At 60.1% G+C, this 15,314-nt stretch carries 21 protein-coding genes; 4 read left to right on the top strand and 17 right to left on the bottom strand.

The genetic code is table 11. The annotated features are described in order from the left end of the window. Positions 1-2: 2 nt before the first annotated feature. The 7 genes from C1J04_RS18035 to C1J04_RS18005 form a co-directional block, all read right to left on the bottom strand. On the bottom strand, positions 3-533 hold the full coding sequence (locus C1J04_RS18035) for a cupredoxin domain-containing protein (RefSeq protein ID WP_221227930.1): 531 nt from the start codon (positions 531-533) through the stop codon (positions 3-5). Positions 534-619: 86 nt separating this feature from the next. After that, positions 620-1,336 carry a copper-binding protein gene (locus C1J04_RS18030; protein WP_114865735.1) on the bottom strand — a complete coding sequence of 239 codons (717 nt, stop codon included), beginning with the start codon at positions 1,334-1,336 and terminating at the stop codon, positions 620-622. A gap of 46 nt (positions 1,337-1,382) precedes the next feature. Beyond that, on the bottom strand, positions 1,383-2,741 hold the full coding sequence (locus C1J04_RS18025) for a multicopper oxidase family protein (RefSeq protein ID WP_110476940.1): 1,359 nt from the start codon (positions 2,739-2,741) through the stop codon (positions 1,383-1,385). Positions 2,742-2,752: 11 nt separating this feature from the next. Next, positions 2,753-4,219, bottom strand: a complete 1,467-nt coding sequence (locus tag C1J04_RS18020; protein ID WP_114865734.1) for a TolC family protein — start codon at positions 4,217-4,219, stop codon at positions 2,753-2,755. Then, a complete protein-coding gene (locus tag C1J04_RS18015) occupies positions 4,219-4,440 on the bottom strand; it encodes a hypothetical protein (RefSeq protein ID WP_221227929.1) in 222 nt (73 codons plus the stop codon). Before C1J04_RS18015 ends, C1J04_RS18020 begins: the two co-directional genes overlap by 1 nt. Positions 4,441-4,513: 73 nt before the next feature. Next, positions 4,514-4,936: a hypothetical protein gene (locus tag C1J04_RS18010; RefSeq protein WP_114865733.1), complete on the bottom strand. Its 423-nt coding sequence runs from the start codon at positions 4,934-4,936 to the stop codon at positions 4,514-4,516. Between the two features lie 198 nt (positions 4,937-5,134). Continuing rightward, positions 5,135-5,335, bottom strand: coding sequence for a heavy-metal-associated domain-containing protein (locus C1J04_RS18005; protein ID WP_114865732.1), 201 nt, complete (start codon positions 5,333-5,335; stop codon positions 5,135-5,137). Between the two features lie 140 nt (positions 5,336-5,475). Between C1J04_RS18005 and C1J04_RS18000 the strand changes: the two genes are divergently transcribed. The 4 genes from C1J04_RS18000 (at position 5,476) to C1J04_RS17985 (ending at position 10,204) form a co-directional block, all read left to right on the top strand. Further along, a complete protein-coding gene (locus C1J04_RS18000; protein WP_114865731.1) occupies positions 5,476-7,983 on the top strand; it encodes a heavy metal translocating P-type ATPase in 2,508 nt (835 codons plus the stop codon). Positions 7,984-8,002: 19 nt separating this feature from the next. Further along, a complete protein-coding gene (gene cueR, locus C1J04_RS17995; RefSeq protein ID WP_114865730.1) occupies positions 8,003-8,422 on the top strand; it encodes a Cu(I)-responsive transcriptional regulator in 420 nt (139 codons plus the stop codon). Between the two features lie 122 nt (positions 8,423-8,544). After that, the gene (locus tag C1J04_RS17990) at positions 8,545-9,417 is read left to right on the top strand and encodes a DUF305 domain-containing protein (protein ID WP_114865729.1); all 873 of its coding nucleotides are present in this window, start codon (positions 8,545-8,547) and stop codon (positions 9,415-9,417) included. Positions 9,418-9,439: 22 nt separating this feature from the next. After that, entirely contained in the window at positions 9,440-10,204 is a 765-nt protein-coding gene (locus C1J04_RS17985) for a MauE/DoxX family redox-associated membrane protein (protein ID WP_174226642.1), read from the top strand. A 103-nt stretch (positions 10,205-10,307) separates the two neighbouring features. On the opposite strand, the gene C1J04_RS17980 is transcribed toward C1J04_RS17985, so the two are convergent. From C1J04_RS17980 to C1J04_RS17940, 10 genes are all read right to left on the bottom strand, one after another. After that, complete coding sequence (locus tag C1J04_RS17980; RefSeq protein ID WP_174226641.1) at positions 10,308-11,048, bottom strand: cytochrome c biogenesis CcdA family protein; 741 nt, start codon at positions 11,046-11,048, stop codon at positions 10,308-10,310. After that, positions 11,045-11,536, bottom strand: a complete 492-nt coding sequence (locus tag C1J04_RS17975) for a hypothetical protein (RefSeq protein WP_051843822.1) — start codon at positions 11,534-11,536, stop codon at positions 11,045-11,047. Before C1J04_RS17975 ends, C1J04_RS17980 begins: the two co-directional genes overlap by 4 nt. Continuing rightward, positions 11,533-12,228, bottom strand: coding sequence for an SCO family protein (locus tag C1J04_RS17970; RefSeq protein ID WP_254693888.1), 696 nt, complete (start codon positions 12,226-12,228; stop codon positions 11,533-11,535). The genes C1J04_RS17975 and C1J04_RS17970 overlap by 4 nt, the downstream gene beginning before the upstream one ends. Positions 12,229-12,289: 61 nt before the next feature. Next, positions 12,290-12,562, bottom strand: coding sequence for a hypothetical protein (locus C1J04_RS17965; protein ID WP_114865727.1), 273 nt, complete (start codon positions 12,560-12,562; stop codon positions 12,290-12,292). 44 nt (positions 12,563-12,606) lie between these two features. Next, positions 12,607-12,888 (bottom strand): hypothetical protein, encoded by a 282-nt coding sequence (locus C1J04_RS17960; RefSeq protein WP_037941737.1) that lies wholly within the window; start codon positions 12,886-12,888, stop codon positions 12,607-12,609. A gap of 82 nt (positions 12,889-12,970) precedes the next feature. Then, on the bottom strand, positions 12,971-13,483 hold the full coding sequence (locus tag C1J04_RS17955; RefSeq protein WP_066010346.1) for a TlpA family protein disulfide reductase: 513 nt from the start codon (positions 13,481-13,483) through the stop codon (positions 12,971-12,973). Next, complete coding sequence (locus C1J04_RS17950) at positions 13,480-14,076, bottom strand: DsbE family thiol:disulfide interchange protein (RefSeq protein WP_037941739.1); 597 nt, start codon at positions 14,074-14,076, stop codon at positions 13,480-13,482. The genes C1J04_RS17955 and C1J04_RS17950 overlap by 4 nt, the downstream gene beginning before the upstream one ends. Next, on the bottom strand, positions 14,073-14,450 hold the full coding sequence (locus tag C1J04_RS17945) for a c-type cytochrome (protein ID WP_240558221.1): 378 nt from the start codon (positions 14,448-14,450) through the stop codon (positions 14,073-14,075). Before C1J04_RS17945 ends, C1J04_RS17950 begins: the two co-directional genes overlap by 4 nt. Positions 14,451-14,652: 202 nt before the next feature. Then, positions 14,653-14,787: a hypothetical protein gene (locus C1J04_RS19715; protein WP_009503829.1), complete on the bottom strand. Its 135-nt coding sequence runs from the start codon at positions 14,785-14,787 to the stop codon at positions 14,653-14,655. A gap of 66 nt (positions 14,788-14,853) precedes the next feature. Further along, positions 14,854-15,309: a DUF411 domain-containing protein gene (locus tag C1J04_RS17940; protein WP_114865768.1), complete on the bottom strand. Its 456-nt coding sequence runs from the start codon at positions 15,307-15,309 to the stop codon at positions 14,854-14,856. Between the last annotated feature and the right edge of the window lie 5 nt (positions 15,310-15,314).

Below are 15,314 nucleotides of genomic sequence, written 5' to 3'. Positions count from 1 at the left end.
TTCTAACCCTTTGATTTCGGCGCAAGGTGATCGTGCACCATGATGACGCCCCACATGCCCGCTTCCCGGTGGCCGGGTATCAAGCACACGAACTCCAGGTTTGTCATATCGGAGAACTCCCAGATCAGGTCGGCATTTTGTCCACTTGGGATCAAAACCGAGTTGGCGCGATCATGTTGCATATCGGGGTGTTCGCGCATCCACTGCTGATGTTTCGCAATTTCGTCAAAGGAGCCGAGAAAGAACTCGTGATCCAGAGCGCCCGTATTGCCGATCAAAAACCGAACGACCGATCCCTTTTCAATCTGGATCGCGTCCGGCTCGAAAAGCATGTATCCGCTTTCTGTCTCCCTGATGGATATTTCGATCGTCCGGTCGAATGAGGAACCGACACCGGGCTTCCCGATCGCATCATGGCCAGGCAATTCAAAGGCCCGCGCATGAGGTTGCTGGCCTTTGCCACTAGAAGCGTTCACTGAGAAAGCCGGAAAGACGAGCACAAGGGCGGTGGTGCAGATTATCAGGAAATTCATAATGCTCGGCTATTTCCGTAGCGCTTGATTTTATTGCCTCAAAACGTTGGGGCCGGGCGTGTTCGCCTCGGCCCCATTGTCTATCTTCACTTCATCCGCGTGACAGTAAGCTTGCCCTTGACCCGGTCGGCAACGAACTCGATGTCCTGACCTTCCGCCATCTTGGCCATCATCGCTTCGTCCGCGCGGAACACCATCGTCATCGCGGGCATATCGAGGTTGACCAGAGGGCCGTGGATGATTGTGACCTTGCCGGCCTTGGCGTCGATCTTCTTGATGGTCCCGCTCGTATATTCCACGTCAGCCTGAGCCATCTGGTCCCCCACTGAGACCGCACGGTGCATTCCGGATTCGTAGTGACCCGGAATCAGGCACGCCGCTTCGAACGTACCAGCATTCGCGAACGTCCAGACGACCTCACCCGAAGCGCCTGCATCGAGACGGATTCGGTTCGGGTCGTCGTGTTCCATATCCATCTTGGCCATTTCGATCTTGTGCTCGGCGTTGCGCTCGACTGTATCAAGGACGAATTCATGCTCCAGCTCACCCTTGTTCGTGATGTTGAAGCGGATGGTTTCACCCTCCTTGATGGTCATCTCTTCGCTCTCGATCAGCATTTCGCCTTCGTCGTTTTCGAGCAGAGTGACATCAATTGTGCGGTCCACATTGGCGGCTTCACCCGGCATACCGATCATCATTGCGGCCGGCTTGGTCTCACCGTGCCCGCCATCATGTGTGCCTGCGGCAAATGCTGGTGCCGAAAGCACCAACGCGAAGCTTGTCGTCAAAAGAAGATTTCTCATTTCATTGTCCTGTAAGTTGGTTTGGTTGGAGTTGACGAAGGGCCGTTCAGCCCTTCGAGTTTGGTTTTGGTGTGAGAATGGTCTTGGGACTGTTGTTCGACGCGAATTCGGGCAATTCGCCGGTCCATTCGTAGGCCATCTCGCCCGGAGGATTTTCGTACCAGCCGGGATCGGAGTAATCGTCCGCGTCGATGCCGTCCCGCACCTTTACGACCGAAAACATGCCGCCCATCTCGATGGGGCCGTAGGGCCCCCAACCCGTCATCATCGGGATCGTGTTGTCAGGCAGCGGCATTTCCATTTTCGCCATGTCCCCCATGCCGGACATGCCCATGGGCATGTATTCCGGCTGGAACTGACGGATCTTCTGGGTCAGCGGCTTCTTGTTGACCCCGATGAATGTCGGCACATCGTGACCCATGGCATTCATCGTGTGGTGCGACTTGTGGCAGTGAATCGCCCAGTCACCCAGATGGTCTGCGACGAACTCATAGGCGCGCATCGCGCCCACGGGGATGTCGATGCTGACCTCCGGCCATTGCGCTTCTGGCGGCACCCAGCCACCATCCGTGCAGGTGACCTTGAAGTCATAGCCGTGCATGTGGATCGGGTGGTTTGTCATCGTGAGGTTGCCGACGCGTACTCGCACCTTGTCGCCCTTGTTCACGACCAGCGGATCGATGTCGGGGAAGATCCGACTGTTCCACGTCCACAGGTTGAAGTCCGTCATCGTCATGATGCGGGGCACGTATGTGCCGGGATCGATGTCAAAGGCATTCAGCATGATCAGAAAATCGCGATCCACCGGCATGAAGGTGGGATCCTTGGGGTGGACCACGAACATGCCCATCATCCCCATCGCCATCTGGGTCATTTCGTCGCCATGGGGGTGGTACATGAAGGTTCCTGATTTCACCAAGTCGAATTCGTAGACAAACGTTTTTCCTGGCGGGATGCTGGGATGACTCAACCCGGAGACCCCATCCATGCCCGAGGGCAGGATGAGCCCGTGCCAATGCACCGTGGTGCCTTCCGGCAGCTTGTTGGTGACGTAGATGCGGACCCGGTCGCCTTCGACAGCTTCGATCGTTGGACCGGTGGACTGGCCGTTGTAACCCCACAAATGCGCAATCATGCCGTCTGCAAGTTCGCGCTCTACCGGTTCGGCGACGAGGTGAAATTCCTTGACCCCGTTGTTCATCCGGTGCGGCAGGGTCCACCCGTTCAGCGTGACCACAGGTGTGTAGTCCGGCCCTGACGACGGACGCGCCGTAATCGCCGTTGCCGCACTGTCCATCTGCGCGGCTTCGGGGAGGCCCATGTTCAGGGTTTGACCCCAGGCTTTTGAAGAGACCAGCGTTGCACCTGCGGCGCCGGCTCCGAGTAATTGACGTCTGTTCAACATGTCAGTTCCTTTCAGTGTCCTGCGCCGCCACCGGCGGCAAGCGTTGCGCCTTCTCCACCAGCACCACCGCCGCCTTCGCCGCCGCCATAGATCGCAGCGGTCAGATCGGCCTGTGCCATATAGAATTCGCGTTTTGCATTTGCCGCTTCCAGGGATGCGGCAAGTTTCTCGCGCACATCAGTTAGCAGCTCGAAAGTGTTGGTGATCATGCCGTTGTAGGACAGCAAACCCTCTTCTTCGACGGTCGTGCGTAGCGGCACCAGAACGTCGCGGTAGTGGCGCGCGATCTTGTATGCGGCATGATAAGAGGCTTCAGCACCGCGCGCTTCAGACCGGACGTTCACGGCCTTCTCTGCGAGCACGTTGGCCGCTTGAAGATAAGACAATTCCGCCTTGCGCATCCGGGCCTTGCCGGTGTCGTAGATCGGGATCGCGAACTCCACTTCCACCTGAGGCAAAGTCTTGGTTTCAATGTCGCCACTGCCTTCAACTTCACGCTCAAATTCGGCTCCCGCAACGATCTCCAGATCGCTGACAATGCGGGTCTGGTCGGTCAGACCAAACGCCTTGGCCTGCGCTTCCAGGCCAAGTTTGGCAACACGCAGATCCACCCGATTTCTTAGCGCCTTGGCCTCGATGTCGGTCACACGGCCGACAGAACGCGGCAGTGCAGGAAGGGCATCTGGCACATAATAATCGACTTCGGTGCCCCAGAGGCCCATCAACCTGGTCAAAGCCTCCTTGGACCGAGTGGCGTTCAATCGTGCCTGTGCAAGTTGCCCCGCCAGTTCGGCATTGAATGCCTGTTCGCGGGCCTGCCCAGCTTTGTTGAGTGCGCCGGTCTCGCCCAACCTCATCGCCAGTTCAGAGCCGGCGTCAGAGGTCGCTTTCGCGCGCCGCAGATAGCTCACTGCCTCGAAGGCGGCGACTGCATCGACCCATGCCTTTCGCGTCTGATTGGCCAGCGCGAGGGTGTCATTAACCGCACCAAGCTGAGCCTGCCGGAAGCTTGCATCAGCAATGGCCATACGCTGTTTGCGCGTGGTGGCATCGAGGACGTTCGACCGGATCAGCCCTTCTATCGCCCTGTAGGCACCGAGCTCAGGCGCACCGATTCCCAGGACGCCAATTGAGACGATCGGGTTTTCCGGCGTCGATTGCTGCCAGGCCTCAGCGGCCGAGAGGCCAACATTGGCGTAAGACGCTTGCAGACCCTTATTGTTCAGCAACGCAACCTGAACCGCCGTATCGGCCGAGATCGTCTTCTGATGCACCATGCTGTGCACCTGTTTCTTGAGAGCTTCGTTTTCGGCCTGCGTTTCCGCAAACACGGTCCGTTTGCCGATCGCTGGCGTGATCTGGCTGGCCACATTGGCAAAACCGGCCTTCGGTTCGGTGTAGCTTCCCGGTACTGCGGTTGCGCAGGCACCCAAGAAAAGTGGCAAGCCAAGAACCAGCGGAATCTTAGATACCCGCATCAGTTGCCCTCCGTCTGCTCTTGATTGACAGACCGCCAATCACGGGGGCCGGTCGGACCACGATAGGTGTAGCCAGCCAATGGATCTTGATAGCTGATCGGAGACGAAACGGTCGCGTTGACGACAGCCTGTTGTGTCGCAACGGAGGGCAAAGGGGTAGGCTCATAGGCGCATGCGCCAAGCCCGAGGGCCGAAGCCCCCATAAGTAGATGAATTTTCATGAAGGTATCCTGATTGATGAACGATGTCTCACGCAGAGTCTGCGCAAGGCTCACACCCGGATTGGGCGCCGTTTCAGATCAGGAATCGAGGGGGCCGCAGAAACCCTGATGTTTCGACGGAATGCGTCTGACCGCTCAGGATCATATATTCTTTCGCAGCAATAGGATCCGGGAATACCAAGTCTGCGTCTGGAATGACGACAGAAATGCATATTCCGTTACAACACTGAGTTGATTGATGCTCTGTTTCACCCATGTCGGAGGATATGTCATCCACGTCAACTGTCGCCGGGTGTTTCATGTGGTCGGCGTGGATATCAGTTCCCTGACCAACAGTCGGTTCGCTGAGAAGGGCGCTGATCGATCCAGAATGCTGACCATCATGCATTCCCGAGGCCGCGTGTGCCGCAGAAGGTGGAGACAGAACCAGCGCCAACGCAAAAGCGAAGCAAGTGAGGAATTTCACCCATACCGAAGTGGCGACACGCATTCTCATGAACGGAAACTTGGACGTTTTGACAAATTAGTCAACGCTTACAGCGCGGGAAGGTTTGGCACATTCTAGCGAGGCAGGCGAATTCTCGCTGCAAGCGCTCAAAACTGTTGCGCAATAGGTACATAGCAACGTTCACCATTCAGACAGAAGACGCGAAAATGGCAGGGAGTATTTCAATAATGACTGGAATTGACGGGACTAAGTCAGTCTTTCCGATCCGTAGCCCGCATCGTGAATCGCTGCCTTCAGAGCGCTTTCATCCAATGCGCTATCTACCTCGACGGAACGCGCAGTCAGGTCAAAGGTGACAGTCGCATGTGGGTCTATCGTCACAATGGCCTTCTTTATCGACGCGGTGCAATGTCCGCAGTTCATGTCCGGCACGCTGAACCTGATCATCACGATCTCCTTCTTACTGCTGCCATCTACGCCGTTCCCCTATGGGAAGGTCAATGCCCGAAAAAATTTCTCGATGCACCTGTTGACCTTCCAGCGAATGGAACCCTTATCTCTCGGAGGATCAGAATCAGGAGATTTCCATGTCCGGTCCGCACAACGTCCGAATTTCCCTTCAAAACATGTCCTGCGCCTCTTGCGTTGGGCGGGTGGAGCGTGGGCTTTCCGGCCTGCCGGGTGTCAGCGACGTTCGCGTCAACCTCGCCAGCGAGACGGCCCAGGCGCAGATCGACGGGCCGGAGCGCATCTCGGACATCGTCGAGAAGTTGGAAGAGATCGGCTATCCCGTCCGGACTCAGAGCGTTCGTCTGAACGTGGCCTCCATGTCCTGCGCGTCCTGCGTCGGGCGGGTGGACAAGGCGCTGGCGGCGATGCCGGGCGTGCTGGACGTGAACGTCAATCTGGCCTCGGAAACCGCCACGGTGACTTATCTCGAAGGCGCGGTCGTGGTCGCCGACCTGCTCAAGGCGGCGGTTGACGCAGGCTATCCCGCGACCCTGCCGCAGGACAGCGCGCCGGAAGACACGAGTGCCCGCAAGGATGAAGAGGCGCGCAGGCTGGCCCGCAGGACCGCTATGGCGGCGGCCCTCGCCCTGCCGGTGTTCCTGCTGGAAATGGGCGCGCACCTGATCCCCGGGATGCATGGCCTGATCGGCGAAACCATTGGCCACCGGGCCAGCTGGCTGATCCAGTTCGGTCTGACCACCGTGGTCCTGTTCTGGCCGGGGCGCAGCTTCTACACGCTCGGGTTTCCCGCGCTGCTCAAGGGCGCACCGGACATGAACAGCCTTGTCGCTGTCGGCACCTCGGCGGCCTATCTCTATTCCCTCGTGGCGCTCTTCGCGCCCGCGCTGCTGCCCGAAGGGTCGCGCGCGGTCTATTTCGAGGCGGCGGCGGTCATTGTCGTGCTGATCCTGCTGGGCCGCTGGCTGGAAGCCCGCGCAAAGGGCCGGACCGGGGCCGCGATCCAGAAGCTGCTAGGCCTTCAGGCCAAGACCGCACGAGTGGTGGTGGGCGGAGAGCCGCAGGACGTGGCTATCGAACGTATCACTGCGGGCGACATCCTGTTGGTGCGTCCCGGAGAGCGGATCGCGGTGGACGGCGAGGTGACCGAAGGCAGCGCGCGTGTCGATGAGAGCATGATCACCGGCGAACCGGTGCCGGTTGCCAAGTCGGTGGGCGACCCCGTCACAGGCGGGACGGTCAACGGCTCCGGTGCCTTTCGGTTCCGCGCGACGCGCGTGGGGGCGGATACGACGCTGGCCCGGATCATCCGCATGGTCGAAGAGGCGCAGGGGGCGAAGTTGCCGATCCAGGGGCTGGTCGACCGGATCACTCTGTGGTTTGTGCCCGCGGTCATGGCTTTTGCCGCCCTGACCGTCTTGGTCTGGCTGCTGGCCGGGCCGTCACCCGCCCTGTCCTTTGCGATGGTCGCCGGTGTTTCGGTCCTGATCATCGCCTGCCCCTGCGCGATGGGGCTGGCCACGCCGACCTCGATCATGGTGGGCACAGGGCGCGCCGCCGAAATGGGCGTGCTGTTCCGCAAGGGCGATGCGCTGCAACAGCTTTCGACAGTGGATGTGGTGGCGCTGGACAAGACCGGCACGGTGACCGAAGGCCGCCCCGAGCTGACCGATCTGGTGCTGGCCGACGGCTTTGACCGCGCCGAGGTGCTGGCGCTGATCGCGGCGGTCGAGGCGCAGTCGGAACATCCCATCGCCGAGGCCATCCTGCGGGCGGCGGAGGCCGAGGGCGTTGCCCGTCACGACGCGCAGAAATTCACCTCCATCACCGGCTACGGTGTCCGGGCAGAGGTTTCGGGCCATGACGTCCTGGTGGGGGCCGACCGTTTGATGACGCACGAAGGGCTGGACATCGGTGCGTTGGCCGACGAAGAGCGCCGCCTGGCCGAACGGGGCCGCACCGCGCTTTACGCCGCCATCGACGGACGCGTTGCCGCCGTCATCGCCGTGGCCGATCCGGTGAAGCCGTCCAGCGCGGCCGCCATCCGGGCGCTGCACGATCTTGGCCTGAAGGTCGCCATGATCACCGGCGACAAGCGCGAGACGGCAGAAGCCATCGCGCGGGAGACGGGCATCGACCATGTGATCGCGGGTGTGCTGCCGGATGGCAAGGTCGCGGCATTGGACGATCTGCGCGGCACGGGCCAGCACATCGCCTTTGTCGGCGACGGCATCAACGATGCGCCCGCGCTTGCCCATGCGGACGTGGGCATCGCCATCGGCACCGGCACCGACGTCGCCATCGAATCGGCCGACGTGGTGCTGATGTCGGGCGATCTGCGCGGCGTGGTCAACGCGCTGGAAGTGTCGCGGCGTACGATGCGCAACATCCGCCAGAACCTGTTCTGGGCCTTCGGCTATAACGTAGCCCTCATTCCGGTGGCGGCGGGACTGCTCTACCCGGTGTCGGGCCTGCTGCTGTCGCCGGTGCTGGCGGCTGGGGCAATGGCGCTCAGCTCGGTCTTCGTACTGACGAACGCGCTGCGCCTGCGCCGTGTCCGCCCGGCGATGGACGAGGCGGCGAAGGCCGTGACCGACCCCCGCCTGTCCGCCGTTCCGGCTGAATGAAAACAAGGAGAAGACGATCATGAATATCGGAGACGTGGCCGACCTGTCCGGCCTTCCCGCGAAGACCATCCGCTACTACGAGGACATCGGCCTGGTCGAGCCGCTACGCAGTGCCAACGGCTATCGAAGCTTTCGGCAGAGCGATGTGCACAAGCTGGCGTTTCTCGGGAGGGCGCGCGCGCTTGGCTTTACCATCGAGGATTGCCGGAGCCTGCTGAAGCTCTATGCCGATACCGACCGGGCCAGCGCCGAGGTCAAGCAGATCGCCGAAGAACATCTCGACCGGATCGATCGCAAGATTACGGAGTTGACTGAGATGCGCGCAACTCTATCGCACCTTGTCGATGCCTGTGCAGGTGACCACCGCCCCGATTGTCCGATCCTGGCCGATCTGGCGATGGATGAGAAATCGCCTTCGGCCACCAAAGCCGCAATCTGACGACACTCCAAAAACTTGGCGCGGCAGCGACGCCGCTATCTTGGGAACGGATTTTCGGAACATTCCAGCGCAGGAAAGTTGTTCTGTCCTCAGCTTTCACAATTTCGGGAGAGGAGGATTCCATGTCCTACGGCCGCTTTTTCGCGATGATCGCCACATCTACCGTCGTCATGTTCGGTCTGATGTATCTCAACACCTATCTCTGGACGCATGTGTTCTGGTCCGAAACGCGGGCCTACATGGCCCTGCTGATGGGGGCCACCATGGCGATCATCATGCTGGGCTACATGCTGTCGATGTACTCAAGCAAGATGGTCAACGCCGCGATCTTTGTCGGTGCCGCTGTGGTCTTTGCCGCGTCGCTATGGCTGGTGCGCAGCCAGGTGACGGTCGGCGACACCAACTACATGCGCGCGATGATCCCCCACCATTCCATCGCGATCATGACCTCCAGCCGCGCCAATATCTCCGACCCGCGCGTGCGCAAGCTGGCGGATGAGATCATCTATGCGCAGGACAAGGAAATCGCCGAGATGCGTTATCTGGTGAACGACATCGCCGCCAACGGTGACGCCCCGGCGCAGGCAGACAGCGGGCCGGCACAGATCGTGAGCCTCGACGAGGCGCTCTCCACTGCGGAGATCGCCATCCTCGATCTGGAATTCCTGACCCGGGAGGACATCGCACAACTCTTTCCCGCCGGTGCGGAATGCACATTCACCTACACCACCAGCAGCAAGCCCGCTCTGGCGATTGGTGGCGTGGATGGCGGCAGCGTGGCCCTTGCCAAGATCAGCGGCGATCTGGTGCGGCTGAAGGTCGGCGACGCCGGAACCATCTGGGGCACGGAAGGCATGACAGTGGCGCTGAGCGCGCCGAGCGGACCCGGCATATTGGACGCAAATAGTGGCGAAATGCAGGACGCCGATCTCGTTCTCGAACTTGGGTCCGGTCTGCGTGCAGGGTATCGCGGATATTACGGTTGCGGTGCCTGAACCAGAAACTGGAGGAAACACCATGCCGAAAGGCGCATCGAAATCAGCCCAACTCTACCGGATGGTCATGCCGGATCATCTTTGCCCTTATGGTCTCAAGTCCAAAGACCTGCTCGAACGGGAAGGGTACGAGGTCGAGGATCATCACCTGACGACACGCGAGGAAACAGACGCCTTCATGGATGAACATGGTGTCGAAACCACGCCGCAAACGTGGATCGGCGATGAGCGGATCGGCGGCTATGACGATCTGCGGGTGCATTTCGGCCTCGACGCGCCGGAAAGCGAACGCTCGGACACCGCCTACCAGCCGGTGATCGCGATCTTTGCCGTCGCGTTTCTGATGGCGCTCGGCCTGTCATGGTACAGCTTTGGAACCATCCTCAGCCTGCGCGCGCTGGAATGGTTCGTCTCGATCTCGATGTGCTTGCTTGCAGTGCAGAAGCTTCAGGATGTCGAGAGCTTTTCGACCATGTTCCTGAATTACGACCTGCTGGCGCGCCGCTGGGTGCGCTACGGCTATCTCTATCCCTTCGGAGAGGCCTTCGCCGGTATCCTCATGGTCGCCGGGGCGCTCACCTGGCTGTCGGCACCCGTGGCCTTGTTCATCGGCACCGTCGGCGCGGTTTCGGTCTTCAAGGCCGTGTACATCGACAAGCGCGAGTTGAAATGCGCCTGCGTCGGGGGCGACAGCAACGTGCCACTAGGGTTCGTCTCGCTCACCGAGAACCTGATGATGATGGTCATGGGTATCTGGATGCCGATCCGGGTCTACCTGATCGGCTGACGGCCCCGCGACCTCTACAGAGGCGCGGCGTGTACGACCTTTTTGACTGGTGGAGATGATCCCCACTTACCAGCCATCGCGCCAAGAGCTGGTTCGAAGTTCGTCAGCCGATCGTCGCGAGAAAGGGAAACGTCCCCAGAAGCCAATAGGCAAAACGGGACAGCTGACCAGTCATGATGGCAATGCCCATGATGATCATGGCGACGCCCGCGCCCTTGTAGAGCCAGCGACCGGCCTTGCCGATTTGTCTGACCCGCGCGGCGATGGCGTCGGTGAACAGCGCAGCCAGCAGGAAAGGCACCCCCAGTCCAGCGGAATAGATCGACAGCAGCCAGATGCCGTCCGACATGCCGCCGGACGTCGAACTGAGTGTCAGGATCGCGCCGAGGATCGGTCCTATACAGGGTGTCCAGCCAAAGGCGAAGGCCAGTCCCAGCACGTAGGCCCCAAACGGGCGACCGCCGGGAATGTCGAGATTGAAACGGGTATCGCGCGAGAACGTCTCCAGACGAAAGACACCCAGCATGACCAGTCCGAACAGAATGATGATCGCGCCGCCGAGAAAGTTGAGCTCGGAGCGCCATGTCAGCAGCAGGGATCCGAGCGCGCTGGCCCCGGCCCCGAGGGCGACGAAGACCGTCGAAAAGCCCAGGACAAAGCAGGCACTCAACCCGAGCGCCCCGGCGCGCGCCCGCATGCCGACCGACCGCGTCGTGCGCAAACCCGGCTGACCCGCGATATAGGATACGTAGCCCGGCACCAGCGGCAGGACGCAGGGTGACAGGAAAGAGATGGCTCCCGACAGGAATGCCGCGAAAATGCCGATGCCGGAAATATCCATCATACATCACGCTCGGTGCTGAAGGGCCACACGGCCCACCAGAACGCGACCAGCGGGACCACCATCCATTGCAAAACAGGTGACAGGCCCGCATCGAGGATCGGAATGATCGGCATCAGGTCCGAATAGGCCCATGCCTCACGGATCACGATGTTGAGCCATTCACTGAACAGCGTGTATCCCAGCCCGAACACCACCGTCAGGACGGTCACAGACCGCCGCGTGGAGGCGACCAGAGGCCAGCCCTGGCCCGTCAGCATGAGGGCAAGCATCAGCGCGCTCATGGCGATCAGGATATCGCCACCCGTGCAATGGACGGCTGCGAAAACGATCTCACCCCAAGTGCCCTCGTTCCAGATCGTGTAGAGCGGCATATGCGCGAACTCCCAGAACAAGTTGGCCGGGATGATCACCGCAAAATACCGACGCAGAGCTGTCAGGGAAATTCCGTCTGTTAAGGACAGCCTGACGCCAGTCGCGACGACACTCATTGAAACACACCTGTCAGCCGGTCCCACCAGCTGAGCTCCCGGCGTCGATGCTGGGCATTGTTGATCAACTCGCTGACATAGAGGATCAGGTTCACGTTCTTGAACTCCATGCCATGGAATTTTGCGGCGAACCGCCCACCGATATCCAAGACATGAGTGACTGCCCCGTGCATCATCATGTCGCTGTCGGCGGTCATCGTGAACTCAAGCCCATAGTCCCGCGCCAGAAGGCGCGTGGTGTCTTCAGCCTGATCGGGCTGCTTGGTCAAAATGACCCAGTTGCTTTGATCGAACCCATGCCGATCCGCGTAATCGCGCAGCACGTCCGGCGTGTCGTTCACCGGATCGGTCGTGATCGAGATGAACTGCACTAAATCCTTCATCGGCCCGTCGTTGATCGAGGCCTGTATGGCCGCGATCTTTTGGGAGTGGAGCGGGCAGACATCCGGGCAGTTGGCGTAGATGAAGTGCAGGATGACCACCTTGTCGCTAAAATCCGACAAGCGCACGGGATTCCCCTCGGAATCCTGCAGCTCGAAACCCGGAGCCTGCGCTGCATCGATGGCTTGGAAGTAGGGCTCCATCTCGAACATGCGCGCATCCAGGTTTTCACCCGGATGATCGGCGAAGGCCGGAGACGAAATCGTGGTCACAAGTATCGCCAAAGCGGCGCGTCGTGTTAGTGCTGTCAATTCTTGAATCCTTCAAAACTTTTGCCTGCCGATCCGTAGACCGACAGGCACTTTCGGCAATTTAGCCGTCAGAATTTGGCGAAGGCATCATGCCGCCGTCCATATTCTCGGTCATGGACGCCATCATCTCGGTGCAGGCTTCCATCATGGGCTTCATTTCGGTCATCATCTTCATCATGTCCATCATGTCGCCGTCCATCATGCCGCCTTGCATGGCCCCCTCATTCTGCATCATTTCGCCCGTTTCCGGCGTGGTCTGTTCTTGGGCGCTGACGGCAAATGCACTTGCGGTAAGGGCCGTTGCGACGACGAAGGTTTTAAATGCTTTTCTCATGGTTTTCTCCTTGGGTTGGTTGGTCGTGTGGTTATTGAAAGAGCTCAGTCGGGAGACGCCCCCTCCGGCGATTTGGAGCAGCCCTTTCCAGACCCGCCCTTCATGCACAGACCCAAGCCGCACATCGCGGCACAGGGGGCCAGCGAGACCAGAACAGGCGCGAGCCCGATCGCGGTGAGCCATCCCCAGTTCAAGGCCATGCCGCCCCCCATCACAGTTGCCGCACCGACGAACAGCAATCGTCTGCGCGTCAACCACCGGGGCCAATTTCCTGCGCTTTCGATGTTGGCGGCACCCGCAATGTTGGAAGGTGATATTTCGGTCATCCGGAAAGTCCTTTCGATGATTAAAAGCTAGTCATTCCAGTAACTGGAAGGTCAAGGGTGAGCAGTGGACTTTTGCTGGAATTCATTCAATAAAGCTTCGCAAAAAGGACACCATCTCGGGATCATCCCATTCGGCCGGGCCGACCAGTCGCCCGAGCTCCCGCCCCTGCGCGTCGATCAGGATCGTCGTCGGCAGGCCAACGGTGCGCAGCGCGGTCATCGAAAGCATGGTCTGGTCGACATACATATTGAGATTGGTGACACCGATCTCGTCGTAGAAACGCCGAACGATTTGTGATCCGGCCCGGTCGATGGAAAGGGCAACCACTTCGAAGTCGTCGCCGCCAAGTTCCGCCTGAAGCGCATCGAGCGTCGGCATCTCTTCTCGGCAGGGGACGCACCAGGTTGCCCAGACATTCACGAGGATCACCTTGCCGCGAAAATCTTCCATGTCTCCGCGGCTGCCGTCATCTTTCTCGTAGCGCACATTGGCGACAGGCTGCGGGGTGTCGTGAAGTGCAAACCCTTGCGGTGTCGCGAAAGCCGCGCCGACGGACAGTGCCCAGGCGATCAGCGCCGGTTTCAGATTTTTCATGGCGTTTTCTCCTTGGCGGATTGGGTTTTGTGGTCACGGACGATCGGCAGCAGCGTTTCCTGCAGGATTGCTCGTGTGATCGGACCAACATGGCGGTAGGCGATGGTGCCGTCGGGCGCGATGACGTAGGTTTCGGGCACGCCATAGACGCCCCATTCGATACCGGCGCGTCCGTTGATGTCGGCCCCGATGCGCGCGTAGGGATCACCCAACTCGTCGAGCCAGGCGCGCGCCTGATCGGGCGGGTCCTTGTAGTTGATTCCGTAGAGCGGCACCTCACCGGTTGCGCTCAACTCCATGAACAGCGGATGTTCGGCACGGCAGGGCACACACCACGAGGCAAAGACGTTCACCAGCGAGACATGGCCGATCAGGTCCTGCGTCGAAAGACCTTCTTCGCGGCCGAGCACCGGGGGCAGCGCGAAGTCGGGCACGGGTTTACCGAGAAGTGCCGACGGCAAGTCGTCGCCACCCCAAAAAAGCCCCCAACTGAACAGGACCATGAGGGCAAAAGCTATCAGCGGCACCAGCACGAACCCGGAGATTCTGCGTCGCGACACAGGGTCGGCATTTCTCTCGACCTCTTCCGTCATGGCTGCGCCTGCTCATCGGCAAGGGATCGGCTTTCCTGCGACGCGCGGATCCGGTTGGGCCATGTGCTCTTGATGTAGTCGATGATCGCCGTGATCTCATCGTCTGTCAGCACATCCTCATATCCGGGCATGTCGCTTTCGTACCCGTTCCCGACAATCGCCGCCGGTCCGCGTTTCACGATGTCGAACAATACGCGGTCGGGGTGATGCCAGGTATGGCCGGAGGCGTCGTGCGGTGGGGCAGGCAACCTTCCGTTCGGCAATCTGGAGCGCCAATCTAGCTGCCCCTCTAGGTTCGCCCCATGGCAACTGGCGCAATTCTCTTGATAGAGGCGCTCACCCATGCGCACGTCGCTCTGCGCCGCAACCGGCAAAACCGTTGTGGCGAGCAGGACAGCCGAGAGCCTAATCGTGTTTTTCACTAAGTTTCCGCCTTCTTGTTACGAGCCACCTACAGAGGACGATGAGTGCCGCGAGCGACGACAGGACAAGCAGGACGCAAAGCGCCCAGACCAACCCCATCGACAACAGGCTGTCGCCGCTGCTGGCACCCTCAATCCGCATTCTGGCACATTTCTATTTTCCGCTGTCCGAACGGATGTATTTGACCAAGGCGATCGCCGCGAGCACCAGCACACCCACGATCAGCAACCAGACGAGGCCCATCGCAATCATCATGCCGCCGCCCATCATTCCACCGTCCATCATCATGCATTCCATCCTTTGTTTTCCCTTGAAACCGGTCTGGCACGGGTTCGCACCAGACCGCGCGATTGATCATTCGACCGAATATACGGTCGGGCTCAGACCTTCCTCGACGGTGTAAATCTTGAAGGGCTCCTGTTTCGCGCCGCCCATACCCGGCGACCCCAATGGCATGCCGGGAAGAGTCACACCGGCAATTTCCGGGCGCTCTTCCAGCAGCCTGTTGACGACATCAATCGGCACGTGGCCGCTGATGACGTAATCGTCCAAAAAGCCTGTATGGCAGCCTTGGAAGTCATCCGGGATGCCCGCATCGCGGCTGATCTGCGCCAGATCGTGGGTCGGCTTCACCTCCACCGTGAAACCGTTCTCGCGCAGATAGTCCGCGTAACCCTCGCAACATCCGCATTGTGGGTTCTTGTAGAGCGTGACCTCCTGCGCCGCGGCAGGCGCGGCAGTCAGGCTCATCGCAAGGACGGCGACGGCACCTGCCGTGCCGAGGCTGGCAAATCCAAGTATCTTCTTTATCGGTT

The organism is Sulfitobacter sp. SK025 (genome assembly GCF_003352105.1).
In the GTDB taxonomy this organism is placed as follows: Bacteria; Pseudomonadota; Alphaproteobacteria; order Rhodobacterales; family Rhodobacteraceae; genus Sulfitobacter; species Sulfitobacter pontiacus.
The sequence above is the reverse complement of the archived record's forward strand: the minus strand, read 5'-3'. Positions and strand labels throughout refer to the sequence as shown.

What these genes read in the sequence shown, in the direction of transcription:
- C1J04_RS18035 (WP_221227930.1), bottom strand. Translation starts at nt 533, where the DNA reads ATGAATTTCCTGATAATCTGCACCACCGCCCTTGTGCTCGTCTTTCCG.
- C1J04_RS18030 (WP_114865735.1), bottom strand. Translation starts at nt 1,336, where the DNA reads ATGAGAAATCTTCTTTTGACGACAAGCTTCGCGTTGGTGCTTTCGGCA.
- C1J04_RS18025 (WP_110476940.1), bottom strand. Translation starts at nt 2,741, where the DNA reads ATGTTGAACAGACGTCAATTACTCGGAGCCGGCGCCGCAGGTGCAACG.
- C1J04_RS18020 (WP_114865734.1), bottom strand. Translation starts at nt 4,219, where the DNA reads ATGCGGGTATCTAAGATTCCGCTGGTTCTTGGCTTGCCACTTTTCTTG.
- C1J04_RS18015 (WP_221227929.1), bottom strand. Translation starts at nt 4,440, where the DNA reads ATGAAAATTCATCTACTTATGGGGGCTTCGGCCCTCGGGCTTGGCGCA.
- C1J04_RS18010 (WP_114865733.1), bottom strand. Translation starts at nt 4,936, where the DNA reads ATGAGAATGCGTGTCGCCACTTCGGTATGGGTGAAATTCCTCACTTGC.
- C1J04_RS18005 (WP_114865732.1), bottom strand. Translation starts at nt 5,335, where the DNA reads ATGATCAGGTTCAGCGTGCCGGACATGAACTGCGGACATTGCACCGCG.
- C1J04_RS18000 (WP_114865731.1), top strand. Translation starts at nt 5,476, where the DNA reads ATGTCCGGTCCGCACAACGTCCGAATTTCCCTTCAAAACATGTCCTGC.
- cueR (WP_114865730.1), top strand. Translation starts at nt 8,003, where the DNA reads ATGAATATCGGAGACGTGGCCGACCTGTCCGGCCTTCCCGCGAAGACC.
- C1J04_RS17990 (WP_114865729.1), top strand. Translation starts at nt 8,545, where the DNA reads ATGTCCTACGGCCGCTTTTTCGCGATGATCGCCACATCTACCGTCGTC.
- C1J04_RS17985 (WP_174226642.1), top strand. Translation starts at nt 9,440, where the DNA reads ATGCCGAAAGGCGCATCGAAATCAGCCCAACTCTACCGGATGGTCATG.
- C1J04_RS17980 (WP_174226641.1), bottom strand. Translation starts at nt 11,048, where the DNA reads ATGATGGATATTTCCGGCATCGGCATTTTCGCGGCATTCCTGTCGGGA.
- C1J04_RS17975 (WP_051843822.1), bottom strand. Translation starts at nt 11,536, where the DNA reads ATGAGTGTCGTCGCGACTGGCGTCAGGCTGTCCTTAACAGACGGAATT.
- C1J04_RS17965 (WP_114865727.1), bottom strand. Translation starts at nt 12,562, where the DNA reads ATGAGAAAAGCATTTAAAACCTTCGTCGTCGCAACGGCCCTTACCGCA.
- C1J04_RS17960 (WP_037941737.1), bottom strand. Translation starts at nt 12,888, where the DNA reads ATGACCGAAATATCACCTTCCAACATTGCGGGTGCCGCCAACATCGAA.
- C1J04_RS17955 (WP_066010346.1), bottom strand. Translation starts at nt 13,483, where the DNA reads ATGAAAAATCTGAAACCGGCGCTGATCGCCTGGGCACTGTCCGTCGGC.
- C1J04_RS17950 (WP_037941739.1), bottom strand. Translation starts at nt 14,076, where the DNA reads ATGACGGAAGAGGTCGAGAGAAATGCCGACCCTGTGTCGCGACGCAGA.
- C1J04_RS19715 (WP_009503829.1), bottom strand. Translation starts at nt 14,787, where the DNA reads ATGATGATGGACGGTGGAATGATGGGCGGCGGCATGATGATTGCGATG.